This is a genomic window from Nostoc sp., assembly GCF_036917675.1.
In the GTDB taxonomy this organism is placed as follows: Bacteria; Cyanobacteriota; Cyanobacteriia; order Cyanobacteriales; family Nostocaceae; genus Nostoc.
This window is the reverse complement of the sequence record NZ_JBALCT010000058.1, coordinates 1-25441: the sequence shown is the minus strand read 5'-3', so window position 1 is coordinate 25441 and position 25441 is coordinate 1. Positions and strand designations below refer to the sequence as shown.

Annotated in this window: 21 protein-coding genes; 9 read left to right on the top strand and 12 right to left on the bottom strand. The window is 42.7% G+C overall.

Going from position 1 to position 25441, the window contains the following annotated elements:
* The first annotated feature begins 284 nt into the window (after positions 1 to 284).
* Both V7K31_RS21905 and V7K31_RS21900 read left to right on the top strand, forming a co-directional pair.
* Complete coding sequence (locus tag V7K31_RS21905) at positions 285 to 2168, top strand: ABC transporter ATP-binding protein (protein WP_335096819.1); 1884 nt, start codon at positions 285 to 287, stop codon at positions 2166 to 2168.
* 167 nt (positions 2169 to 2335) lie between these two features.
* On the top strand, positions 2336 to 2977 hold the full coding sequence (locus V7K31_RS21900; RefSeq protein WP_335096818.1) for a Uma2 family endonuclease: 642 nt from the start codon (positions 2336 to 2338) through the stop codon (positions 2975 to 2977).
* A 280-nt stretch (positions 2978 to 3257) separates the two neighbouring features.
* Here V7K31_RS21900 and dnaK read toward each other — a convergent pair whose 3' ends face one another.
* Positions 3258 to 5162 carry a molecular chaperone DnaK gene (gene dnaK / locus V7K31_RS21895; RefSeq protein WP_335096817.1) on the bottom strand — a complete coding sequence of 635 codons (1905 nt, stop codon included), beginning with the start codon at positions 5160 to 5162 and terminating at the stop codon, positions 3258 to 3260.
* 335 nt (positions 5163 to 5497) lie between these two features.
* Between dnaK and V7K31_RS21890 the strand changes: the two genes are divergently transcribed.
* Positions 5498 to 5686 carry a hypothetical protein gene (locus tag V7K31_RS21890; RefSeq protein ID WP_335096816.1) on the top strand — a complete coding sequence of 63 codons (189 nt, stop codon included), beginning with the start codon at positions 5498 to 5500 and terminating at the stop codon, positions 5684 to 5686.
* Between the two features lie 237 nt (positions 5687 to 5923).
* Here the strand turns inward: V7K31_RS21890 and V7K31_RS21885 are convergent, their stop codons facing one another.
* The gene (locus V7K31_RS21885) at positions 5924 to 7159 is read right to left on the bottom strand and encodes an FIST signal transduction protein (RefSeq protein WP_335096815.1); all 1236 of its coding nucleotides are present in this window, start codon (positions 7157 to 7159) and stop codon (positions 5924 to 5926) included.
* Between the two features lie 372 nt (positions 7160 to 7531).
* Here V7K31_RS21885 and V7K31_RS21880 point away from each other — a divergent pair, with 372 nt between their 5' ends.
* The 3 genes from V7K31_RS21880 to V7K31_RS21870 all read left to right on the top strand — a co-directional run bounded on the left by V7K31_RS21880 (position 7532) and on the right by V7K31_RS21870 (position 9320).
* Complete coding sequence (locus V7K31_RS21880) at positions 7532 to 7777, top strand: Calvin cycle protein CP12 (RefSeq protein ID WP_292769998.1); 246 nt, start codon at positions 7532 to 7534, stop codon at positions 7775 to 7777.
* Between the two features lie 612 nt (positions 7778 to 8389).
* The gene (locus V7K31_RS21875) at positions 8390 to 8986 is read left to right on the top strand and encodes a DUF3177 family protein (RefSeq protein ID WP_335096814.1); all 597 of its coding nucleotides are present in this window, start codon (positions 8390 to 8392) and stop codon (positions 8984 to 8986) included.
* A gap of 37 nt (positions 8987 to 9023) precedes the next feature.
* Positions 9024 to 9320 carry a DUF7734 family protein gene (locus V7K31_RS21870; RefSeq protein ID WP_335096813.1) on the top strand — a complete coding sequence of 99 codons (297 nt, stop codon included), beginning with the start codon at positions 9024 to 9026 and terminating at the stop codon, positions 9318 to 9320.
* A gap of 84 nt (positions 9321 to 9404) precedes the next feature.
* Here V7K31_RS21870 and V7K31_RS21865 read toward each other — a convergent pair whose 3' ends face one another.
* The 4 genes from V7K31_RS21865 to V7K31_RS21850 all read right to left on the bottom strand — a co-directional run bounded on the left by V7K31_RS21865 (position 9405) and on the right by V7K31_RS21850 (position 14811).
* Complete coding sequence (locus V7K31_RS21865; protein ID WP_335096812.1) at positions 9405 to 9701, bottom strand: chaperone modulator CbpM; 297 nt, start codon at positions 9699 to 9701, stop codon at positions 9405 to 9407.
* Positions 9698 to 10717, bottom strand: a complete 1020-nt coding sequence (locus V7K31_RS21860; protein ID WP_335096811.1) for a DnaJ C-terminal domain-containing protein — start codon at positions 10715 to 10717, stop codon at positions 9698 to 9700. The genes V7K31_RS21865 and V7K31_RS21860 overlap by 4 nt, the downstream gene beginning before the upstream one ends.
* Before the next feature lie 582 nt (positions 10718 to 11299).
* Positions 11300 to 11749, bottom strand: coding sequence for a pyridoxamine 5'-phosphate oxidase family protein (locus V7K31_RS21855; RefSeq protein WP_335096810.1), 450 nt, complete (start codon positions 11747 to 11749; stop codon positions 11300 to 11302).
* Between the two features lie 851 nt (positions 11750 to 12600).
* A complete protein-coding gene (locus V7K31_RS21850) occupies positions 12601 to 14811 on the bottom strand; it encodes an EAL domain-containing protein (protein WP_335096809.1) in 2211 nt (736 codons plus the stop codon).
* 779 nt (positions 14812 to 15590) lie between these two features.
* Here V7K31_RS21850 and V7K31_RS21845 point away from each other — a divergent pair.
* Positions 15591 to 15950: a hypothetical protein gene (locus V7K31_RS21845; protein WP_335096808.1), complete on the top strand. Its 360-nt coding sequence runs from the start codon at positions 15591 to 15593 to the stop codon at positions 15948 to 15950.
* Between the two features lie 180 nt (positions 15951 to 16130).
* On the opposite strand, the gene V7K31_RS21840 is transcribed toward V7K31_RS21845, so the two are convergent.
* From V7K31_RS21840 to V7K31_RS21830, 3 genes are all read right to left on the bottom strand, one after another.
* Positions 16131 to 17057 carry a phosphodiester glycosidase family protein gene (locus tag V7K31_RS21840; RefSeq protein WP_335096807.1) on the bottom strand — a complete coding sequence of 309 codons (927 nt, stop codon included), beginning with the start codon at positions 17055 to 17057 and terminating at the stop codon, positions 16131 to 16133.
* Positions 17058 to 17142: 85 nt separating this feature from the next.
* Positions 17143 to 18396: a DUF4912 domain-containing protein gene (locus V7K31_RS21835; RefSeq protein ID WP_335096806.1), complete on the bottom strand. Its 1254-nt coding sequence runs from the start codon at positions 18394 to 18396 to the stop codon at positions 17143 to 17145.
* 951 nt (positions 18397 to 19347) lie between these two features.
* Positions 19348 to 20388 carry a threonine aldolase family protein gene (locus tag V7K31_RS21830; RefSeq protein ID WP_335096847.1) on the bottom strand — a complete coding sequence of 347 codons (1041 nt, stop codon included), beginning with the start codon at positions 20386 to 20388 and terminating at the stop codon, positions 19348 to 19350.
* 528 nt (positions 20389 to 20916) lie between these two features.
* Here V7K31_RS21830 and V7K31_RS21825 point away from each other — a divergent pair.
* Positions 20917 to 21699: an ABC transporter ATP-binding protein gene (locus V7K31_RS21825; RefSeq protein ID WP_335096804.1), complete on the top strand. Its 783-nt coding sequence runs from the start codon at positions 20917 to 20919 to the stop codon at positions 21697 to 21699.
* 154 nt (positions 21700 to 21853) lie between these two features.
* Positions 21854 to 23293, top strand: coding sequence for an MlaD family protein (locus tag V7K31_RS21820; protein ID WP_335096803.1), 1440 nt, complete (start codon positions 21854 to 21856; stop codon positions 23291 to 23293).
* Positions 23294 to 23476: 183 nt separating this feature from the next.
* On the opposite strand, the gene V7K31_RS21815 is transcribed toward V7K31_RS21820, so the two are convergent.
* The 3 genes from V7K31_RS21815 to V7K31_RS21805 all read right to left on the bottom strand — a co-directional run bounded on the left by V7K31_RS21815 (position 23477) and on the right by V7K31_RS21805 (position 25311).
* Positions 23477 to 23734, bottom strand: a complete 258-nt coding sequence (locus V7K31_RS21815; protein ID WP_335096802.1) for a hypothetical protein — start codon at positions 23732 to 23734, stop codon at positions 23477 to 23479.
* A gap of 183 nt (positions 23735 to 23917) precedes the next feature.
* Positions 23918 to 25012: an alkaline phosphatase family protein gene (locus V7K31_RS21810; RefSeq protein WP_335096800.1), complete on the bottom strand. Its 1095-nt coding sequence runs from the start codon at positions 25010 to 25012 to the stop codon at positions 23918 to 23920.
* Between the two features lie 122 nt (positions 25013 to 25134).
* Positions 25135 to 25311, bottom strand: coding sequence for a hypothetical protein (locus V7K31_RS21805; RefSeq protein ID WP_335096799.1), 177 nt, complete (start codon positions 25309 to 25311; stop codon positions 25135 to 25137).
* Positions 25312 to 25441: the final 130 nt, after the last annotated feature.

Sequence of the window (25441 nt, the reverse complement as noted above, 5' to 3'; positions counted from 1 at the left end):
GGCTCTGTTACCACACCAAGGACAAAGCTCAGGGCAACGCACGCTCAGTGACGACGCGATCGCGGAATCGTTAACGTAATTAAGTTTTGTAACGGGGATGATTTAAAATGGCTCATAACTGCTGAGTTGCTCAAAATGGAAGCAAGTTCATCCAGGTATTGAGGAGTATACGGTCTTAATTGCAGTCTTGCGGTTTCTATCTTAAGCATGGTATCAGAGTAGCAGTCCAAATGCTACTTTAAACAAGCGTATTTTTTTACAAACATTAATATAATGCTCTTACTATGAGCATCTACCAATTTCTCAAAAAATCTTATACGCAAGAACATCGTCGGAATGAAAATGACTGGCGGTTGTTTTTGCGTTTAGTGCCTTATGCCCGTCGTAGCAGAGGACTGTTAACGCTCTCGTTGTGCCTACTCATACCGATCGCGCTAGCTAATGCGGTACAACCGTTGTTGATTGGCCAAGTTATCTCCCTGATTCGCAATGAACCAAGCGCTTACGAATTTCTCAGGAATCGCCCCTTGTCAGAAGGGCTAAATATCCTGGAGGGATTATTGGTAATTGCGATCGCTATCCGATTGATTTTCACAGGCTACCAGGGTTATGTAGTACAGAAGCTAGGGCAACAAATCACCGCCGCAATTCGCCAAGATTTATTCCAGCATGTGACATCTCTAGCAGTACGCTTTTTTGACCGCACGCCCGTAGGTAAGTTAATTACCAGAATCACCAGCGATGTGGAAGTGTTAGGCGATGTCTTCTCTACTGGGGCAATTGGCATTGTATCCAATTTGTTTACCATGCTGGTGATTTTGGGTTTAATGTTTTCCATCCAATGGCAACTAACTTGCTTGCTGCTATTGATGTTGTTACCAATTACCTGGTTAACTGTTTATATTCAGCAACAGTACCGCAAAGCCAATTACAAAGGGCGGGAAGAACTCTCTACCCTGAACTCACAGCTACAAGAAAATGTGGTTGGCATTAACGTAGTGCAGTTGTTCCGCAGGGAAAAATTTAATGCCGAATTGTTTCGCGCCACGAACACTCGCTACACTCAGCAAATGGATCAAACCATCTTTTATGATTCATTTATTTCCGCAACCTTAGAATGGATTGGTCTGATTGCGATCGCAGCTGTTTTGTGTATGGGTGGTTGGTTACTGTTAGAAAAAAGCTTGACTTTTGGAACTTTATCTGCATTTATATTGTATGCCCAGCGATTATTTGACCCTTTACGGGATTTTGCCGAAAAATTTACAGTAATTCAAGCTGGTTTCACTGCCATTGAACGCGTAGGGGATATATTAGATGAACCGATAGAAATCCGCGATCGCGCCGATGTCCGCTTCTCAATATTTGATGCTAAATTCGGCTACATAGACGAGATAGTTGCAAATCTAGAATCCCTAGATGTGACTTCCCCGGCAGAACTGGGAGAAATTCGCTTTGATCACGTCTGGTTTGCTTACAAAAATGATGATTACGTAATTAAAGATTTAGATTTTACCATTCATCCTGGTGAAAAAGTGGCATTAGTCGGTCCCACAGGTGCGGGTAAAACTTCGATCATCCGTCTTTTGTGCCGCCTCTACGAACCCACCCAAGGACGTATTCTCATAGATGGTGTCGATATTCGGGAGGTACCACAGGCAGAACTGCGGCGCTACATGGCAGTAATTTTACAAGAAGGCTTTTTGTTTGCTGGCGATGTAAAAAGCAACATTTCTTTAGGAGATGGCTATACTATTGAACAGATTCAACAAGCAGCAGAGCAAACCAACATTGCCCAGTTTATAGAAGAACTACCCCAAGGGTATGATACTCAACTTCGAGAACGGGGTACAAATATTTCTAGTGGTCAAAAGCAACTTTTAGCCTTTGCGCGGGCTGCGATTCGCAATCCCCAAATTTTGGTACTAGATGAAGCTACCGCTAGTTTAGATGTTGGCACAGAAGCTTTAGTTCAAGAGGCATTAAACCAGCTTTTGCTCAGACGTACCGCGATTATTATCGCTCACCGCCTGTCTACGATTCGGAATGTAGACCGAATTTTTGTTCTGAAGCGGGGCGAATTAATCGAACAGGGAAGTCACGATCAACTATTGCAGCAGAGAGGGCTTTACGCTACTTTGCATAACTTGCAGATGTTAGGAAGTTAGAATATTTTCATTTCAGGCGCTTCGCATAATCCTAATTTATTCGCATATTTGCGACGCCGAATAGCCCGTCGTAGACATCGCTAGGTACTAAAGATCGCTGAAATACCGAAATGGCGTGTAGTACTTATGTACGATGAACTGAATATATATAGCTAAAGGAGAAAACTATGACTACTGCGATCGCTTCGCCTCCAAATATAACCATACTTCCAGCCATTCAATGGGATACATATCAGAATTTGGTGCGAGATTTGGAATCCCAACCAGGAATGCGACTCACTTATGACGATGGAATTTTGGAGATTATGATGCCGTTACCACCTCACGAACGTTATAAACGATTATTGGGTCGTTTTGTGGAAGTGACGACGGAAGAGTTAGGAATTGAAATTTGTAGTTTAGGTTCTACAACTTGGACACGAGAAGATTTACGCAAGGGTTTAGAACCAGATGAGTGTTATTACATTCAAAATGAGTTAGCTGTGCGCGGTAAAGACGTGATTGATTTAACAATTGATCCGCCTCCAGATTTAGCGATCGAGGTTGATAGTACAAGTAGTTCGATGAATCGGATGGGGATTTATGCGGCGTTGGGTGTACCAGAGGTATGGCGTTTTGATCGAGAGATTTTGACTATTTGCAGTTTGGTTAATAATGACTATCAACTCCGTGAGATATCGTTAGTGTTACCGATGTTTGATCATATTGTGCTGAGGTCGTTTTTGGAGTTAAGTTTAACGATGGGCGAAACAAGTTTAATTCGTCATGTGCGGCAATGGGTAAGGGAACAGTTGGCAAAATCACACTAACCCAAGAAGCGTATTGGGTTAGCGTCAAAAATCTTAAACTGCGTAGGTTGGGGAGCCACTGCGCCCTTGCGGTTTCCCCACCCCGCCAAAGCAGCAAGCGTAGCTTTGTCTCCCCTCCCCGTCTGCGGGGAGAGGGGTTGGGGGTGGGGTTCTTTTATTATGGGTAATTTGGCGGACATCATATAACCCCAAACTCCTAAAAAAAATCCCCACTCAGGCATTTGCCTGAGTGGGTAATATGATGTGGGACAAAAGAATCTTCCCAAAAGAAGTCGGGGAATTATTTGCTCTCTGTAAAATCAGCGTCAATCACATCGTCCGCGCTACCAGAGTTAGATGTCGAACCACCATCTTGAGGTTCAGCATCTGGTGTTCCACCGCTACCAGCTTGTTGATAGATATTACTACCAACGGCGAATAGCGCTTGTTGCAATTCTGGGGTCAGCTTCTTAATTTGCTCATCGTCTTCTTTAGCAACTGCTTCCCGCACTTCTTTTACCAAACCTTCGACTTTGGTCTTGTCAGCAGCCGGAACTTTATCACCCAATTCTTGTAGCTGCTTTTCAGCTTGGTATGCCAAAGAATCAGCTTGGTTCTTGCGTTCAATCTTCTCACGCCGCTCTTTGTCAGATGAAGCGTTTTGTTCAGCTTCTCTCACCATCCGGTCAACGTCATTTTTATCCAGAGTGGAAGCGCCGGTGATGCTGATAGACTGTTCTTTACCAGTGCCTTTATCCTTAGCGGTGACGTTAAGGATACCGTTAGCATCAATGTCGAACACCACTTCAATTTGAGGGACACCGCGTGGTGCAGGAGGAATACCATCGAGGCGGAAGGTTCCCAAGCTCTTATTATCGTTAGAGAATTCGCGTTCACCTTGGAGGACGTGAATTTCGACGTTGGTTTGTCCATCCACAGCAGTGGAGAAAACTTCGGATTTTTTGGTGGGAATTGTCGTGTTGCGGGGGATAATTTTGGTCATCACGCCGCCCAATGTTTCCACACCCAAAGATAGCGGTGTCACATCTAACAGCAAGATGCCAGTTACATCACCAGCCAGTACCCCGGCTTGAATGGCTGCACCAACTGCGACGACTTCATCAGGGTTGACGCTTTGGTTAGGGTCTTTACCCAATACCTGCTTCACAATCTGTTGGACTGCGGGAATGCGGGTAGAACCACCAACTAACACCACTTCATCAATATCGCCTTTGTTTAACTTGGCATCCCGAAGGGCGTTTTCCACAGGAACACGACAACGGTCGATTAAGTCAGAGCAAAGTTCTTCAAACTGGGCGCGAGTCAGGGTTGTATCTAGGTGCTTGGGGCCATCCTGCGTAGCAGTGATAAATGGCAGGTTAATTTCTGCTTGAGTGACGCTAGAAAGCTCAATTTTGGCTTTTTCTGCGGCTTCAGTCAGACGTTGTAAGGCTTGTTTGTCTTTCCGCAGGTCAATACCTTCGGCTTTCTTGAACTTCTCAGCTAAGAAGTCAACTATTTTTTTATCGAAGTCATCACCACCGAGGTGGGTATCACCAGATGTGGCTAGTACTTCAAAAACTCCATCTCCTACTTCCAGTACGGATACATCGAAGGTACCACCACCCAAGTCAAACACCAGAATGGTTTCGTTACTCTTCTTGTCAAACCCATAAGCCAGAGAAGCAGCAGTCGGCTCGTTGATAATCCGTAGAACTTCAATACCTGCAATTTTACCAGCGTCTTTTGTCGCTTGCCGTTGTGAGTCGTTGAAGTATGCCGGAACGGTGATTACAGCTTGGGTTACGGTTTCGCCCAAGTATTTGCTGGCATCTTCAACTAGTTTGCGAAGAACTTTTGCAGAAATTTCTTCAGGAGCAAATGCTTTACCAGCGATTGGACAATCTACTTTGACATTGCCGTTATTGCTGAGGACTTTGTAAGAAACTTCCGTAGCTTCATTACTAACTTCATCGTAGCGGCGTCCGATGAAGCGTTTGACTGAGTAAAACGTATTTTCTGTGTTCATCACCGCTTGGCGTTTGGCGATTTGACCAACCAAGTTATCGCCATTTTTGGCAAATGCTACTACTGAGGGCGTTGTCCGAAAACCTTCAGCATTAGCAATTACTGTGGGTTTACCACCTTCCATCACTGCCACACAGGAGTTCGTTGTTCCTAAGTCAATTCCAACTACTTTTGCCATTTTAGGTGCTGGCTCCGTATAACTACAAATGAATGAATGAGAATATAAAGGACTAAATTTTGAACCAACTTTCAGGGTCAATAAATCAGCCAGTTCAGCATGAATACCTTTGGTTTGGCTTTCCTGGAGTTAAAACTCCAGATTATGCTGATATATATACTGAAGCTTAGTGGTAGCCAGTCCATGAAGGGTGGTTTCCCGAACCTTGCTTGGGACGGTTAAATTAACTAAATTGTGTTTTTAGTTGGTTCATGGATTGATTGCCTTCACTCTGTCTAATGTATAAGAATTAATACTTTCAGCAATTAGGGTGAACCGTAACGTTAGAGTGGTGTTTGCCGTCTTTAGAGGCAACAAACTACAGAAACACTGAGAATACAACTAGTTCAAAAGACGCGATCGCTCCTCAAATTGTGGTAGAAAAATATGGTGGAGCGATGCCTACGGCTGCAAGCTACGCAGTTAACTCAACATCAGTCCAGAGGACTGAGTTTGTAATTACCCTGCCAGTCAAAGTTAATTAGCGAATAACCTGTTATTTCCTTGTTTCCACCTACAGCACTTATTGCCTACTTTGTCAATGTGTAAATCTTAGCAGTGTCAGTTTGATTGGCTGCGGTTTTGGCAGCATTTTGAAGATATCGGCACAAGTTCAGTGAACTTTTTCTGCTTAAGTTCAGCTAAAAACTTTTTTGTAACATCAAATTTCTCATTTAGAGAACTCCACAGAATGATTGATCCTATAATCAGAGAAAGATAATTTATAACTGATTTTGGCGGCAAATTCCAAATGCTGAAGTGTAGGCGTGTAAGAAGGTTCTGCCACCAACAGGACCGATTTCACCGCCACAGAAAAAGCCGCCTACAGGAATATCGTTGAGGTAGCGCTGAAATAGTTCAGAATCGAAATTCGGTTTACCATACAGTCTTTCACCTCGCCCCAGACAGGCAAACATCAAGGCAGCTACGGCAGAGGGTTCAGATTCTCGTTGATGTTGATAACTTTGGAGGAGTAATTCTAGGTCTTGGGCAGAGGCTTGGGCATCGCGGAGGTGGAATTGCAGCCTTTGACCAGGACGGACGCGATCGCCAATTGCGATCGCCCCAGCTGTTGGATCGACCCCAAGAATACCACGAATTAAAAAGTCTCCTTGCTGCAAAGCTAGCTTAAATTCATCCATTGCCACACCAACAAACAGAGAATGCTGTGCTAAATTCCGTTCTTCTTCGCCCAGACTAGCAATCAAATCTCGCAACACCATCAGAGGTACTTTCTCATCTAACTCCAGAATAATATTGCGATCGGCTTTTGTGACTTGCAATGTTTTGCCAATCGGCCGGCATCCTTGGGCAACAATCGTTTCCAAAACAATATTGCCAGTCAAAGCTATACCAATAGTGCCCTCACGATACAGGCTTTGGCCTTCCTCACCGTCAGTATCGTTACAAAAAAGGGCAACACGACCACCCATACCCCCACCACTAGCCTGTCCCCCCACGATCACCGATCCTGGATAAGCAAAATCTAGCCCCTGCAACAAATCATTGATTCCAGAGGCAAAAGAACTAGACAGCAAGATAAACTGGGGTGTCGGTGATGGTGGCACACCGATCAAATCCAGCCAAGCATCTGGTGAACTGTCTAAGTCAGGTAATTCTTCAGCAAGAATATGAAACACTTGAATCTTCACTCCTGGAAGGTGTGCTAAAGTCAAGCTGATAGCTGGTTCAGCTTCTAGTTCTTGGGTTTCTCCACTAACTGTCGTCCCAATCACACCTCCACCACTACAGCCAATTAGCACTGGCACAGAAAGTTTCTCAGCTAACAAAGGTAACAGTCGGGAATACTCACTCGTAAAAGCAGACGAAATGAATACCAGTCCTAGATCCGCAGGTGCTGTTAACGATGAGACAGCTCGTTCCACCACATCTGTAACGGCGGCTTCCAAAGAATGACGGGTTGATAGGGCGTTTGCCCACTGCATTTGGTCTGCCATGAGTTTTCAGCTTCTTTCTCTTTTTAGGCTAGTAGGGTTTGATTTTTTTTTGGGGAAGAATTACATCTTACAAGAATTGACACCAGCCCTTCATCTCCTGCATCCCAAGAAGCTGGGGTTGTCATTCCCTAATATATGCATCTCAATATATTGTATGATTATTTATCTGTAGCACTGATTCCACAAAATCTTAAAAAATAAAGGTAAAGGCATCATAGATGCAGCAGTTTGCTGTGTTGGTTATAAATCAATAGGCTAAAACACTAACTTATGATCAGCTAAATGGTTAGAATGGTTAGTAATAAAGCCAAAAACTACCATTTGTGAAGTTTTTCTATACTAGTATTAACAACACACAACGAGACTAAAGCAATGACCAACATCCAAGAAACAGCAAAGAGCGACATCCAAGAAAAAATCCACGAAGAAGTGGAGCAAGCGCGTACTGTCTGTGATATTAACGGTAGCAACTCACCAGAGTGTGCTGCTGCTTGGGATGCAGTAGAGGAATTGCAAGCTGAAGCTTCCCACAAGCGCCAAAGCAAGCCAAAAAACTCTCTAGAACAGTATTGTGATGACAACCCAGATGCAATTGAATGCCGGGTTTACGACGACTAGAAATTGAGGCAAGTAAAAATTCTGTTCCTTTGGTCAACAAGCAACCAGGATTTACTTACTGAGATTTCGCACTTTTACGCCACTCCCGGCTAAAATAGTACTCTCCTATTTGATCATTTTCTTCAACGGGTGGAAAATTGGTGAAATATCTGGAGTTAGGAATGTCTAAAGGTTAAAATTTAATGAATTGGCTGTAGGGGCGTACATATGTACGTCCCTATAAACTTGTTTGTAGTATAAATTTCGTGAAATCGGATGATCTGGAGAGCCACTTGCTTACAGAAAGAAGTTAGAGCGCAGTCTTGAGGCTAACCACTGAGCTTTATGTTTTGATTGAACTATTATCAAGAAGAATTCAGCATGAATTGGAGTCCGACTGACTCCTGACTAAAAGGTAGGACTTACGCAAAACTACACGCAAGTAGGGGCAATTCATGAATTGCCCCTACGTGAATAAAGCGCAGCCTTATATAGAATTGGTATAAGTTCTGAAAGGGTTTAATACCCCTGCCTTATTAAGCGGTCTACAATCAGGTAGTGGATAAAACCCGACTTGATTTATTCTGACTCCTGACTTCTAAATTCTTTTTTATTTATTGTTTGAGAAAAACTATGGACTATGATATTTGGTTTCGCCCTTTCGTCTGGATTGATTACCGACTGGCAGTATTATTCCTGGTAATTATTCCGCTAATCCTTCTGATTTGGGCATTTGTGCAAAAAGCAGAAAGCATACAACGCTTATTGACTATATACTGGCGAATATCAAGCCTGGTGGCAATCACGATTTACTTAATGATTGCCCAGTATCCAGTTAGCTTTATCTCTGGGTTGATCGCTCGGATTTTGATCCCGATTTCGCTGTGGTTCTGGGTGGATCTCAACGATGAAATTGAGTATCAAACCAGTGGCTTTTTGAAATTTATTTTTAGCTCTTGGCGCTGGGCTACAACTGTTTATTGTATTTTGGGTACACTAGCTTTTATCCCTTTTTTGGGTTGTGCTTTTTCTGGTAATGCGCTAAAAACTCCCTATTGTCGCGTCTGGTTCGAGGCTCCATTGCTATTCAAAGAATATTTCCATGCTAATAGCAAGGCTGAGTTCTTAGGTTTTCTTGGCATAACTAGCTTAGTAATTTATGTGCTTTACTTAAGCTATTTTGTTGTGATTAAACTGGGCAAGCAGGGACGCTCGGCCACACCACAGTAACCGTCGCTGCCCCACCCTACCCCTACTCTTAAAAAAAATGAATTCCATTGGCAAGCGACTGGAAGAATACACCGCTAAACGCCACCAAGAAGTCCTAATTGTAACGGTGCAAATTGCCGATGAGCAAGATATAATTGCTGTTTTCAAAGGCTTTTCCAGTTCTTTGATGCGCCCTACGGCATTTGATGCAGATATACCAGTTATACCAGATGGGGCAAACATCCTCAATATTGACCGAGTAGCCAGTCCTTACAATCCTGAAGCACCCCGTTATATTCAACAAGGACTTTCTTGGTCAGCTCTGGAAGTTCTATTATCAGAAGTAGGAGTCTAACTAATTCGTAATTCTTAATTCTTAATTCGTAACATAGGGCAGTATGGCGATCGCAGTTAAAAAAGACTAGTTACACTGTTAGCTTTAATGAGACTGATACACCTTTAGCTGTGCCCGTAATTGGGCAATTTCAGCCGCCATATCTAACACCATTGCGGCTCCCACTAAATTCAGCCGCAAATCTTGACGCAATCGTTGAATCTGAGCAATTCGAGCAATCTCGCGGGAATGCAGCAGATCGCCGATCGGTTCGATTACACCTAACTCAACATAAAACTTCACAAGCGTAATCGAAGTCTCAGTGATCAATGCGGCATATTCAAAGGTGTAGAGTTGCTCGCCTTCGAGTGAAACCACAGTTTTTGAAAGGCTGAAAGTCATAACTTAATCTCCTCTAATTGGGCACGCGGGTTAAAGCTGGTATTTGCCTGGATTTTTTCGTAGTATTCTTGCTCGATCGCACTGAGGTCTTTCGGCGTGACAATCTGAAGTTGGGCAAATAAGTCACCTCGTCCCCCTTTTGGCAATGTCCAGCCTTTGCCGCGCAGTCTTAGCGATTGCCCCGATCGCACCCCTTTAGGAACTTTCACCGTCACGCTCCCATCGGGGGTCGGCACGCTGATTTCTGCCCCTAAAACCGCTTCATCGGGGCGAATTGGAATCTCACAAACGAGGTTATCGCCCTCAAATCGAAAGAAGGGATGGGGCAACACCTCGATGGTGAGATACAAATCGCCGCGCTGTGCAGAAAACGGGCTAGGACGACCTTTACCCTTGATCCGAATTCGACTACCTGGTTTTGCGCCTGCGGGAATGCGGACGTTGATCGTTTCCTCGTCGAGTTGCGGTGCAGTGCGGTCTTGGCGGTTTCCGTTGAGAGCAACTGCACCAAGAAGCAGCCGCTTCTGGACACCGTGAAACGCTTCGGAAAATGTGAGTGCGATCGCAGCTTCGGTATCTGGTGCGGGAGCTTGAGAACGAAATCCGTCACCAAAATCATCAAAGCCACCGGTCGCCGTCGTCTGGGTTCTACGTCTGGATTGACCTCTCATTCCACCCAGCAGATCGTTGATAAACGAATCAAAGTCACCATACCGATCAAAATCTTCAGTCGAGACAGTAGAACCCCTTCCAGGTGGCGGAGATCCGCCCTGACTAGCCTGATTCCAGTGCTGACCAAAGCGATCGTACTTTTGCCGATTCTCTGAATCAGATAGTACCTCATTTGCTTCGTTCAGGTCTTTGAACTTTGCCTCTGCGTCTTTATCTCCAGGATTAAGGTCAGGATGATACTTACGGGCAAGCTTGCGGTAAGTCCGTTTGATTTCTTCAGGAGTTGCCGTTTTGCTCACTCCCAATATGGCATAGTAGTCTTTAAAGTCCGTTGCAGTTGGCATCATTGACCTCTCGATTGCGGGTTATTCTGGGGTGGGTATTCAAGAGTGCTAAGTGCGATTATTGCTTTTTTGACTCAGCACTGTTTCGGTAAGCTACTCCCGATTCTTAAATTCTTTTAACCAGTCGCGGAAGTCCCCACCTTCAATGTACTCATCTCTGTGGGGATTGTGAGCGGGGGATGAGAATTGCATCCAGAAGAGATTTTTTACACAGTAAAAAATCTCTTCTGGATGTATGACGAATCCCCACGATTTTCTGATAATCTAGTTAAGTCTTGACCATCAATGCCATAAGCGAAAACCAAGCTAACAGGTATATGTTGCAAGAGAAAGATTTGGGTCTTGGGAACCAGGACTCCTGCCCTTGGAGGGAATGTCAGACTTTCTAGAACTACGGAGTTCTGAAGGCTATTCCCAATGAATTGGGAAGCCCCGTCCGTCTTACGGCGGCGTAGTTCACTGTCCAGTTCCTCAGCCTGTTGGTGGAGTTTTTGCCGTTAGTCTGCAATGTCGTTAGTGAAGTCTCGACCCATGAGAATCGTGTTTCTGCCAACAATTTCAACGGTTGAGGTATCTCGGTTCTTACCGACTGCTAACTCCATCAGTCGTGCGTCCGCTCATCTCGCCTGAATAGACCCGATAGATAGCAATTACCTCTGCACGTCCCGATGAGTCGATCCAGGTTCGATTGATCGCCGGAGAAAGTAGTGGATTGCCCTCTTTGATAAAGTGCATAGCACGATCAATATCTTGCTGCTCCGTGAGGCGCTCGGCTCGACCATTAACAATCACGCTGCGCCAATGAAGCGGATCGTGAATTTCTTCAACCTGTAGGCAGATTTCTGGATTCGCATCTATGTCATGAGTCTTCATGCCAACCGTTGTAAACAGGTAGATGTCCGAATCTTCGAGATAATAATACATTGGCATCACATAGGGTTTGCCTTTGTGTATGCAGCCAAGATGACCGTATCCTACTTGGTGTAGGAAGCCTTGTATTTCTTTTTGTCCCATTTCATCAATATCTAACATTACCATTCTCCTTCTCAAGATTCAGTCAATTGATATTGTTTCAGATGTGTTGACGGTGATAGCTAGACCTAGCTCATAACAGATAATTTCAGAACTGAAGCAAGACTTTTGGAACAGTCCCGCTTTGTATCCGTTTGACAATCTTTTATAAGGGGTTCTTTGGGCTGGCTTATTTACTTAGCTATTAATTCATTACCTTTCACAGTATTTGCAGACTTAGCTTTTGCTCTCCGCCTTTAGAGGCATCTATGAACTATCTTGTTAAATTTAGCTTTTAGACTGTTGCCTTGCGCTCTATCTACCTGTACTCAGGTCAGAGTGTGGAGTGTGTCACCAATCAAATCTTGCATATCCGATGACAATGTACCCAGTTCACGCTGAATGAGCGATTTACGAACTGTCATCAAATGATCCAGCCTAATAGGGGAGCATCTCAATGAGTGCAAATATACCAGATGAGAAATAAGATTCTTGCTCCCTCTCCAAAGCATCCCAGAGGGTTGGGGTGAGGTTTTACAAGGCTTTTTACACTTATTGAGATACTCCCCCTAATAACCCTCTTCTGTCACTCTCCGAAAATAAAAATCAAAGGCAAATTTTAAAACTCTGACTAGGATTAGGTTTGTGGCTTTATTTTCTAATATGTTGGAGACAATGATTATTTTAGACTAAAACTCTTATCTGGTAAGGGTTATATCTTTTTATCTAGGGAAAGTGACAGAAGAGGGATAAATAGGTAGGCACGATAAAACCGATATATATTTAGTTTTGTAAAAATGGTAAAATAACGAATTTCTAAGCTACGTGCTGATTTTACATTTCGTTACATACTTGGCAATTTTCTCGCCTACTTACTTAGATAAGTAAGCATCCTCACAGTCCATCTGCACCACACAATTTCTTCCTTGTGCTTTTGCCTGGTAGAGTCCCTGGTCAGCAGCAGCAATTAAGGTTGCAGGAGATAATTGGCTATGAGGAATGATGGTTGCCACACCAAGACTGAGCGTGATGAATTCACTGACATGAGAATGCGGATGAGGTATTTGTAATGCATTAAGATTGGTCTGAATATCTCTTGCAACTGCGATCGCCCTTTCCATATCAGTATTCGGCAAAATGACTGCAAACTCTTCTCCACCATAACGAGCAACTAAATCAGTGGCGTGTTTAACTGTCCGAGAGATTGCCTTGGCAACCTGTCTGAGTGCATCATCTCCTGCCAGATGTCCATGCGTATCGTTATAAAGCTTAAAGTAATCGACATCACACAAAATCAAAGATAGCGAGTCTTGCTCTCGTGCCAACCGTTGCCACTCTACGGTGAACGTGTCATCAAAGCAGCGTCGATTTGCCACTTGGGTTAGACCATCCGAAGAGGCAAGACGCTGTAATTCCTGGTTTGCTTGTTGTAATTGGTGGTAAAGTTCTGATTGTTGTATAGCGATCGCAGCTTGACCTGCTAACTGATTAAACAAGTTAATCTCTGATTGCTGCCATTGTCTGGGGTGACGGCATTGGTGAGCGATCAATAATCCCCACAAACGCTCTTGCTGCAAAATCGGTACGACAAGGTTTGCCCGGATTTGCAAACTCCGCAGGAGGTCAAGATGACACGGCGATAGTCCTGCCGTTTGAGTGTCTTTAATCGCTTTAGTATTGCCTTGTTGGTAGTAAGCTGCACGCGTAGATTTAAAGCACGTATCCATGACGTGAAATCCCAGAATGGATATGCACCCTTCTGCTAAGGATTCTACAGCAACTAACCCACTCCAGTCTGACTTAAACTGATAGATTACCACTCGGTCTACCTCAAACAGTTGTCGCACTTCATCTACCGTGGTTTGCAAAATCTCGTCTAACTCCAACGATTGTCGAATGCGCTGCGTCACAGCCGCGACAATTCGCTCGGACTCGCTTTGGTGTTGAACCAGCTGAGAATTTGCCGATGCTACAGTTAACGCGATCGGATCAAACTGAGGAGTTGTCGTGACAGGCACTGCACCCGGTTTAGCAATCAAATAGCCTTGAGCAAAAGTTGCACCTCGTTCTCGTAGCCAATTCAGTTCCTCAATGCATTCAATTCCTTCAGCAACAGTCTGGATGTTTAACTTTTGAGTAATCTCTAGAAGCTTCTCGGTAATCGAGGCTTTGTAAAGGTCTTGATGCACATTTGTAATTAACCCGATGTCCAACTTAATAAAGTCTGGACGTAACTGATGCAGCAAGTTCAAGCTGGAATAGCCAGAACCAAAGTCATCAAGAGCTACTAAAAACCCAGTATCCCGGTAGTATTGCAGCACCGTCTTGAGATGGTCTAAATCTTGAAGATTGTCTGACTCGACAACTTCAAAAACAATCCGCTCATGGGAGATGCCTGCTTGATCAATTGCCTCTACTGTACTACGTAGGCAAAAAGCTGGGTCATAAAGCGCCGTCGGTGTAAAATTGATGAAGATGTGTCCGCTCACTTGATGGCGGCTAAATTGAGCGATCGCGCTCAGGCGAGCAACTCGGTCAAGTTGTGGTAGGAGTCCGGCTTCAGTTGCTAACTCCAGAATTGGCCCCGGTAGCAGTAAATTGCCTTCTTCATCCAGCCCTCGCAAGAGCGATTCATATCCATAAATCTGGGATGTATCCTTAATTGAGACAATTGGTTGGAAGTAACTGGTGAATCGTTCCGTTGCCAGCATTTCAACCAGCCAGTCGGATTGGTTTAACTTAATGAAGCGTTGTAATGAGGCTATATCACTAAAATCGTGGAGTTGAGGTTCGATAGAGCCTTGAATGAAAAGGACTTGTGTCTCTTTTAATTCTCTCGGTGCAAGTAGTTGGGCCACGTTACGGGCAATTTCTAGGGACTGTCCGGGTCTACAGTGGAAACTCATACCTGGTCGCTCGTGCATCAGTTCATACTCAACGGTAAACTCCTGTAAGTAGGAGGTGACTTTTTTCAGGGTATGTGGCATGGGGAACCAGAGAAAAAGCCTGCCTGCCTCCTTAGTCCGGCAGCGTGTAACATTGCGACAAGCACAGGTTTTGGAGATAGGACATATTTGGCTCATAGCTAACTAATTTACTCAATCTGATTTACCTATTATTCCCACTATTTTTCCTATAAAAGATAAACTAAACTTCAAATAGATGAAGATTTGATGAGTTCGGCAGACTAAATAATTTAGCTGATCAGGTGACTCACCAACACATCCCAAACTTGAGACTAAATGCTCAATTAATTGCCGATATATTTTGTAGGTTAACGCAAATTAACGAGTAGTTAGATCAACAATTTAACTTACAAAATAAAGGCAAAAATTAGCTAGATTATGAAGCATTTTTAGCTATAACTCAAAGTTCATAAAGCACTATATATCATAATTCTTTACGACAGAGTATTCTTTTGTGTCTATTACTCCTGAGATAGAGATAGTGATCTCAAATCAGAGCATCACAACTTTTAGAATATATAATAAATTCAATTTATCGTTTTAACAAGTAAGACTATTTGATTTTATTCTCGAAGTCGCTTTATCCTGAAATCAGTAGAGATTTAAACTTTCAGGACTTACGCAAACAATGGCCGAAACCCTTATTTTCAGGTAGGGGTAATTCATGAATTGCCCCTGAGCGCGTGTAGTTTTGCGTAAGTCCTAACTTTGAACAAATACAAACTTGGCTTAGGATTAATACAGCTAAAGGCTAAGTAATTAACTTCCCAAATCTCTATAGCTATCAAACTTAGGTGGAAAAGAGGCAAAGAGGTGCAACTGCAACATGAATCCGGTAAAATCGTCAACCATCAACCATCAACGTCAACTTTAATAAAGCAAAGGAGAACAGCTAAATGCTAGAGCAGCAGATTGATTACACCACCAGACCTAAGACAAGTGCAATGATCATGAAACTTTTCCAAATCACTCTAGTCGTCTTAGTACTTTTGATCAACTTAGCAATTGCTTTCCCCTCTTGGGCAGAAAAAGCGCCTTCTTTAACTAGCAATCCTAACTACTTTGAAGTCGGGCAAAAAGTCATTTGGCTTTACAAGCCTCGCACGGATTCTAGCGATGTCCAAAGAATTCCCGCCGAAGTAGTCAAGTTAAGTTCCAAGCAAGTGCAAATCAAGGTGTACAAACATAACAAGGAATTTGTTAATCGTTGGGTGAATTCAAACAAACTTGAGAATTCACAAAAAATTAAAGAGTAAGTCCTCTAAAATTTATCCAGATGAAACTAAATCTAGTCATAGCCAGCTACAAAACTAAAAAAAAGATGTTTATTCCAAAATGGGATGCTCCCAAGCTGCCCAGTCTAGAGTAGCGTGGTGATTGCACAAAAGGCGATGTCTACAACAGGCGTAGCTACAGCAGTCAACTCCTCAACTATTTTATTTTTTGTAAATTAAAAAAACTGAACCAATCGGTCCAAGATTTTCTACATAAGTTTTCTGGTTATAATATAATCCCGGAGACATACCTCCATCAAATAATATCCCTTCTTGAATCTTACCTAAACAGTTATTGCTAGCAATGCCTTCCAGGACATTATCAAACATATCTGGCAGTAACTCTTGATTAACTTGAGATAATTCGATATCGGAATTAGCTTTCAAATCATTAACTAATAGAATTACATAGCCTTGATTAGTGATAGCTGCCAGAGAGCGATTAGTTGCATTTTTACAGGCAAATTCTCCCAAATCTTGACAAATATCTTTAAATTTACCCTGACGATAGAATCTGCCATTACCGCCCACTAAATTGTAATTGAGAATATCGCTTTTTCTTCTGCCAGCTTGGATAGTAGCCTGTCGCTGGTTGGGTATACCTCCTGATATCCCAAAGGAAGAACGTTTATTTTTAAATACTCCTGAATACTCTACACCACGAGAAACATTTAAGCCTTGTGGTTGATTATCAGTATCTATATAGTCGGCATTAATTGCGGCAATGGGTAGCTCTCCATTTAATTTTGCATTCTGATCGCCGATGAGTTCATGAAACTGTTTTGCTACATATTCTTTACGCAGTTCCCCCCTAGCATCTTTGGCGTAGAGTTTATGAGAAATACCAACATTAACTTTGAAATCCAATTCTGCTGATTTGGGATTAAAAATAATCACATTGTTAATACCTCTTTGATTTTTTTTACCTTGATTATTGGTTTTAAAAAAATCAATACTGAACTTGGCATCTTTACCAGGGCAAGTTTTAGATGCTTTTGAGACTGAATTTGCTTCAATCTCTTGACAACCTGATAAAAAGCTTGCACCAATTATCAAGCTAAATAACAAAAATAATTTTTTTGTATACATAATAATGCAAAAAAAACCGCTACAGAATTACTATAGCGGGGAATAATTTAAAATTTCAGTCTGGAGTTAATCTCACAGCGAAAACTTAAGGGAACCATTCTAAAACAGCTTCTTCTTTGGTGTTAGTATTTCGGGATGGTGTCTCACGATTAAATTTCATCTGAATTGACCGAGTTTGCTCACCATCAGCAGCTACAGCCAAAATCGGATAGTCAATTAAACCATCCTGGAAGGACATCTGGAAACGGAATGTCCCATCTGGATTTAGCTTAATTGGACGATCGCCAATGGTTACGGTAGCATCGGGTTCGGTTGCACCGTAGACGATCAATTCAGCATCGGCAATTAACCAGAACTGGCGCGGACGCACTGGTACGGCGGAAGCCGAGAAGCCAACACCTGACATTCCGACACCGGAAGCGGTTAAACCAGACACAGTTGGAACTGCCCACATACCCACACCAGATGGGAAAATGTAGGAGCTAATGGCTTGTTCAGGACGCGCCGAAGCTTGCTGAGAACCGAAGATAGAACCAGCAACCCGTTGTGATTCGGCAGATTCCGCTAAACCAAATATTTGGTCGTAGATGGGGTTGCCGTTGTCATTCACAACAGCATTACCATTGGCGGTAACTGCAATCTTCTTGGCGGGGGGAACTAGTTCGTACTGAGTCTGGCCACGCAAATCTTCTTCAAAATCGACAGTGATGAAGACATCCTCTATCCAGTCAGAAGGATAAACCGGAGGAACGTGTACTCTAGCAGAACGAGCTAGTACCAACCAGCGACCATCAGCAGCACGATAGCCGATATCAATTGCATAATCGCGATCGCTAACTGGAACTGGTAGATACCATTCTCTGGCTAGTTCGTCAGCAGGATATTCTTGAATGCTGTGGGGGCTTTGGTATTCGATATTTATCTCGGTGACATCATAAATCCGTAGTGCTAGTTGTTGTCCCCCTTGTCGGCGCAGTTCCTGTTTGTGTTCATTCGCAACATCCCAGTAAGTGTAAGCCCACTGAGGATCGCGCGGTAAGAGTACAATCCGGCTGTCACCATAGCCAGATGGCAAATCTGCGAGTCCTTCATCAACATCAGCCAAAGATCCACCAGTACGATCTTCCTGACCTAATTCAAACTTTGCAGCTTCCACGGTTTCTTGCGCCTCCAATGAACGAGATGGACTAAGTAAAGTTTTGCTGCGCTGGACTTCTTGTATTGATGCCAGCAGTTGTGATTTACGCATTCGGCTATAGCGAGAGATGCTATATTCGCTAGCAACTTTGCGTAGTTGCCGTAAGGTCATCTCCTCTAGTGGCGGGCGTTCTTTTGCCATTAATTTGGCCTCCAGTAGTTTAAGTGGTAAATCATTTCCCCTGGTTAAAGAATGCTATATAAAATGTCATCCACTCCAGATGAATTTCTTATCCTGACTCCTGGTTTTGCCCAGTTTTTAAGTTTTTCAGTCTGTTTTTAAATTGAGGTAAAATCCTTTCAATTCCTGGTTATGCCAAAATCAGCATTTCTTTGGGATCGGAGGAATTTCTATTTCTTAAGTCAATATTATCCACTAAGTATATGTCGGGATCAAGGGGTAATAAGTAGGGTTTTTCCCTGTTTCACGAATTTATCAGCCTTTTGGGGATCAAAATGTCATGTTTTCATAACATTACTAGCTAGTTACATCTGGGGCGATCGCCCCAGATATCAAATTTTCATGACATTAAGTTGTGAGTTAGCCAAAAACGGCTATCCACTCAAAGGGATTGGGCATTAGGCAGCCCATTGATAGACCATCTGATAACAAAAAAAGTTTTATTCTGGAAAGAAAAGACAACACACTCAGGAGTAGCCATTTCAAAGTGAACGTTTGTACTATGAAATAAATAAATATTATAACCCAATTTTGGTATTTTGGGGAATGCGTAGGCGTAGCCCAACCTAGACATCGCTTAATTTACAGTCCAAAAATTTGGAGTTTAAAGCATAAATTCTTTGTTCTGTTCCAGCCGAAGTGAAGCTCCTCTCTTATAACTAAAGTCCGTTTTAACGGACTATACCTGCGAAGATTCAGCAGGTGGCGGGATAATCTCCAGACCAGATTTTGAAGGAGCAGCCAACGCTTTTTCCATGTCTGCGGGTTATATAGCAGTGCGTAAAGCCAACTCTTAGGGAGGCTGCGCCAACGGCATAGCTTCGCTTAGAGCGAGTCAGCGAGTCAGCGTACTTCTGCAAAGAAGCAAGCTAGCAAGAGCGTCTGGTAGAGAGCATCATTACGAATTACGAATTACGAATTACGAATTATTTTAATATCATCAATCAATTCATCAATCCTTAATTTTGTTGTGTTCCAAGAACACATAAAACGTACTCCTCCCACACCAATAAATGTATAAAACTGCCAATTTTTTGCTTTTAAGGCGCGAATGACTTGTTCTGGTAGTTTAACGAACACGGCGTTGGCTTCTCTAGGGAACATCAAGTCAACACCTTCTATGTTTAATAGTTGATTTTCTAAGTATTCAGCACATTGATTGGCATGTCGGGCATTTTTTAGCCAAGCACCAGTTTCCAATAAACCCAACCAGGGAGCAGAAATAAACCGCATTTTTGAGGCTAGTTGACCTGCTTGCTTGCATCGATAATCAAAATCCTCTGCTAGTTCTTTGTTAAAAAAAAGAATGGCTTCACCTAATGCCATTCCATTTTTTGTACCACAAAAGCACAACACATCTACTCCAGTTTTCCAAGTAATTTCAGCAGGGCTTTGATTCATCGCGGCAACTGCATTTGCAAAACGAGCGCCATCCATGTGAATCTTTAAGTTATACTTTTTCGCCACTTCTTTAATTTTCAGAAGTTCTTCAACAGAATATAAAGTCCCTAATTCAGTTGATTGGGTGATGCTAATAACTTTAGGTTTGGGATAATGAATGTCAGTACGTCTAGTGACAATTGCCTCTATCGCCTCTGATGTTAACTTGCCATTTTTACCTTGAGCAAGTAACAGTTTAGAGCCATTAGATGCAAATTCAGGTGCGCCACATTCATCTGTTTCTATGTGAGATGTTTCATGACAAATGACGCTATGATATGACTGACAAAGGGCAGCTAAAGATAAAGAATTTGCGGCTGTACCGTTAAAGGTAAAAAATACTTCACAATCAATTTCAAAGAGTTCCCGAAAATAATCTGCGGCTTTTTGAGTCCATTCATCATTTCCATAGGCTGGAACACTACCTTGATTTGCCCTAATTATATATTCCAGCGCTTCTGGACAAATACCAGATGAATTATCACTTGCAAACTGCTCTGGGTTATTATTCATCATCTCTATGTTGATTTTTCTTAGTAATTGTTACAATATTAGTGAAGAATTTTAGCACTTGCCAACTCTTGCTAATTACAATAATTTTGGATGGTAGTAAACTAAATGTTTCTATAGCAGGGCTATTTCATTATCATCTAGTCTGCCTCAGAATAAATTCACCTTTTCTTATAGCAAAAGTCGTCTCAAGACGACTGAGAAAAGGTTATAGTCCGTTTTAACGGACTTTAGCTAAAAGCCTGTGAACTTTAGTTCTGGGCGGTTTATGTCTAGTTAGATTATTAGGGTGTTTTCGTCAGCTTTGCGTTGAGGGGATTCTGGGACGTTAAACATCGCAAATAAATAAATATTATATTATGCTAAAAAAATAAAGTTTGCTAATCAGAATGCTAATCATATACTTATAATGTAACATACTAATGCCCTACCAATAGAATAACTATGACATCACTCTTGTAGGGGTAAAAATTGGGGAACCCGCCGAAGGCACTGGCTCACCAATGACTAATGACTAACAACTAATGACTAATGACTGAACCATTGATTGAACTGAAAGGTGTTTCTAAGTCCTTTGGTAGCCATAAAGTTCTAGATAATATAGACTTGACCATTTACCGGGGAGAAGCATTGGGGATTATTGGCCCATCAGGGACTGGTAAATCAACTATTTTACGGGTAATGGCGGGGTTACTTAATCCCGATGAAGGAGAAATTTATGTGCAAGGAGTGCGGCGAGAGGGTTTGATTGAGGATGGAGCGCAGCAGGTTGGCATTGGCATGGTGTTTCAGCAGGCGGCGCTATTTGATTCGCTGACTGTTGAGGAGAATGTGGGATTTTTACTTTATCAAAATTCCAAGCTACCGCGATCGCGCATTCGAGATTTGGTAAATGAAAAATTGAATATGGTAGGTTTACCAGGAATAGGCCACCTCTACCCAGCCGAACTTTCCGGGGGAATGCGAAAACGGGTAAGTTTTGCCCGTGCAATTATGTCTAACCCCGATAATCCCACAGAAGGGCCAGAAGTTTTACTATACGATGAACCAACAGCCGGACTTGATCCCATTGCCTCAACAGTAATCGAAGATTTAATCCGTTATTTGCAAACTTCACATGGAAATTGTGGTACTTATGCCGTTGTTACCCACCAAGCCAGCACTGGCCGCCGTACAGCTGATAGACTTATATTTCTCTATGAAGGTAAAGTGCAGTGGCAGGGTACAGTTAGTGAAATACACAATACAGAAAATCCGTTGATCAGACAATTTATCAGTGGAAGTGTGGAAGGACCGATTCAATTCGTCGGCTAATCAGTTTTGAGTGCTGAGTCACCAAAGATTTGATCGGCGAAAGCCGCCGCTCAAACTTATCGCTGAGTGCTGAGTTAAAAGAACTATACTCATAACTCATAACTCATAACTCATAACTCATAACTCATAATTGCTTGTTGGTGGAGGTAAAAAAATGCGAGGTTTTATGACAAGCAGCTTCGCGTCTGGGCGAACATTTAGAGAAGGCTCTGTGGGATTATTACTTCTGCTAGGACTAGGGGTATTTGGATTACTATTTCTGTGGTTAAATAGATTCACTGCTGCTGGGCGTTCATACAAAGTTATTGTAGAATTTGCTAACGCTGGCGGAATGCAAAAGGGAGCAGCAGTTCGCTATCGTGGCTTTAAGGTAGGAACTATTTCCCAGGTTCGACCAAAGCCAAATGCCATTGATGTAGAGATTGATATTGCCCAAGCTGACTTAATTATCCCCCGGAATGTCCTGGTGGAAGCTAATCAAAGCGGATTAATTAGCGAAAGTATTATCGACATCACACCAAAAGCAAACTTACCTGCTGGGGTTGTGCTTGCTAAACCCCTAGATAAAAGTTGTGATCCCAATCTCATAGTCTGTAATGGCTCTCGGTTAAAAGGTCAGGTTGGAATCAGTGTTGATGAACTAATTCGCAGTTCAACTGAGCTAGCCACTGCATATAATGACCCAAAATTTTATAGAAATTTGAATGGGGTTCTGGAAGCAACTACAGGCGCAGCATCCAGTTTTACTGAGCTAAGTCAGGATCTCCGAGGTTTGACCAAAAACTTGCGACAACAACTTAATACCTTTTCAGCCACAGCTAATTCAGTGCAACGAGCGACAAACCAACTTAGTGCATCCTCGACTCAAACTATAGATAAATTCGGTGCAACTGCAACTCAAGCAAATCGTTTGCTGAACAACCTGGATAATCTGTTGACAACAAATCGTTCGGCGCTGGTTGGTGCTTTGAATAATATCACCGAAACCAGCAACCAACTGCGTGTTACAGTCAGTAGCTTATCACCATCTGTCAATCGATTGACTCAAGGAAAATTACTTAACAATTTAGAAGCTCTTTCAGCAAATGCAGCCCAAGCCTCAGCTAATTTACGAGATGCTTCTAAAACCTTAAACGATCCCAAGAATGTGGTGGTGCTGCAACAAACTTTAGATTCAGCGCGAGTAACCTTTGAAAATAGCCAAAAAATTACATCTGATTTGGATGAATTGACAGGTGATCCGACTTTTCGCCAAAATTTGCGGCGATTGGTGAATGGTCTAAGTGGTTTAGTGTCTTCTACACAACAGATGCAGCAACAAGTGCAGGTTGCTACGACTCTAGACTCGGTAAAAGCTGCTGTGACTAAACCAAATAATCTAATTCCTACCCCAGCACCAACCCAAGAGGCGATGTCTAATGACAAGTCCCTACCCGTTTACGTAATTAATCCTGCACCTGCTAATTTTGTCAGTACCGACACCAACCTTCAACCAACCCCCAGTCCGTCTATCCCTAACTCATCCCAAGAAGACCTCTTGAAGCAGCTGCGGGAGTATGGCAAGCAACGGGAGCAACTGGAGACGGGGAAATAACAATTCAAAATTCAAAATTCAAAATTAAAGACATTAGGACTTACGCACTGTACAAAATAATCATGTCGTATATGAACGTAAATACGCCGTTTCAGGTTTTTATTAATCAATTCATTGATGGTAAATAGACCCGCGTCGTAGGGGCAATTCATGAATTGCCCCTACATTTCGTAGCCTATACAATCAACATTTAACCTTTTTGACTGATACTACCTTTTTCTTCATGAACCAGCCAATAGTAAGAAACATTAGAGTACCTCCCAAAGAGCTAGACTCAGGTACTTGTCTATAAGAAACTGTACCTTTATTGGAAGTAGTGGAGTCCACAGAAAATAATGTTCCAGTAATTCCGTAATTTATTGCCGGATTGGTTTTGTCAATAAAGTCATACAGTAATCCAATAGGTGCTGTATCTGTCAAGGAGACGGTAGGAAATGCCACAGGATAATCTGGATAGCCAATCCAGCCACTTCCAAAACATTTTGATCATTTTTCTATAATCCTCACACCATTTGTTATCAATTCAAAAACCAGGCAAATCACACGAAAATCAACCTATCCCAACCCTTAAAGAGACGTAGCAGTGCTACGCCTCTACATCCTTTTCACTCCTATGTCTAATACTTACTTCTTAGCTTCAGTAGAGTTATTCGTTTCACTCAATTGCCAATGCTTTAGCACTTGAGCGCGATTTTGCCGCAAGTCTTTACGATTACGTTCTTCAGGATAAGGAATTTGATTACCCTTAATTCCTGCCCAGAGAATTTCGTTAAATTCTTCTGCATTGAGGTTATCTTCACCGATAAAATTGAAGTCTTTGGTCATAGCAGCCCACCATTTTTTAGTATTTAGAATCGGCATAGCTGCTGTATTTTCAACATTCCGGTCTTGGCAAGCTGGTACTAGTTTTGGATCTACAGGTATAGTACACAAGTTACCCGGCACAATAGCTGTGTAAGGCTCAAAGTTCGGTTCTCTAGTAAATGCATCTGACATTGGTTCAGCATTCGCATCAGTAATTGCCAAATAGCCAATGTTTAACAAATCCTCCATTGTCCGCAATACACTAATGGTGTTGTAGTTAGTACTAACGAGCGAACCCCGTTTTGTGTAGGGCGAAATAACGTAGGCTAAAGAACGGTGGGAATCAACGTGATCTGGCCCATCCTGAGAATCATCTTCAATGATGAAAATTGCTGTTTCCTTCCACTCCGGCAGATGAGAAATTTTCTCTACCAATTTGCCAATAGCATAGTCATTATCTGCCATTTGCAGTTCAGGAGTATTTAGTCCGGCCAAAGCAGTACCAAAGGAACCAAAATGGTCGTGAGCCAAGCGCACAAGCATTAAGTTAGGCAATCCATTCTGCTCAATATCTCTTGCCCATTCGTTGTACAGATAAATATCTGGATTATTTTGATCGAATGATCGGAAGTAAAGATCGGTTTTATCCAACAATACAGTTTTAGTAACGGGAGCTTGAGGAATCTTGTCAGCGTAGGGGGTTGGGGAGATGGGGATATAAGCCGGGTTTTTCGGATCGGGTTTAGTAGGATCAGTTTGGCTAGTGGTGTAGGGAACTGCATTATCAACGAAGAAACCGTAATTACGTACAGTCTTGCCAGCACGTAGCGCCGTATCCCAAAGATAGCCACCAATGACATTAGTTCCTAAGTCACCGTCTCCTTCGGGAGCATTGACATCTCTATCTCCGGGCAATATTGAAGACCGACCAGAGGGATCTACAATTCCCGTCAGGCGCGTATTAACTGGAGAGGCATTAGAAGAAGTTTGCGGTAGAGCAAGGCTGATGTTGCGATTAGTACCTTCGTAATCGTAGGTTAAACCATTAAATCCAGCGTTACCGTAGAGAACTGATTGAGTTTTTTCGGTGTAATCTGTTGTTCGTCCAAAAGTAGACCAACTCCAACCAACTCCACTGGATTCGCCACTGTCGTAGAAGTTATCAAAAGTTGCAAAATTCTGTTATAGCGGTTCTCGGTTGAGTGAGAATACAAGAACCCCACCCCCAACCCCCTCCCCGCAAGCGAAGAGCAGGGTGGATTAATTGTCGAGAGAGAAAAGTTTTTCTCTCTGGACCGTTGAACTCACAGGCATTGCACAAGATGAGTCGGAGTGGTGAAAGAG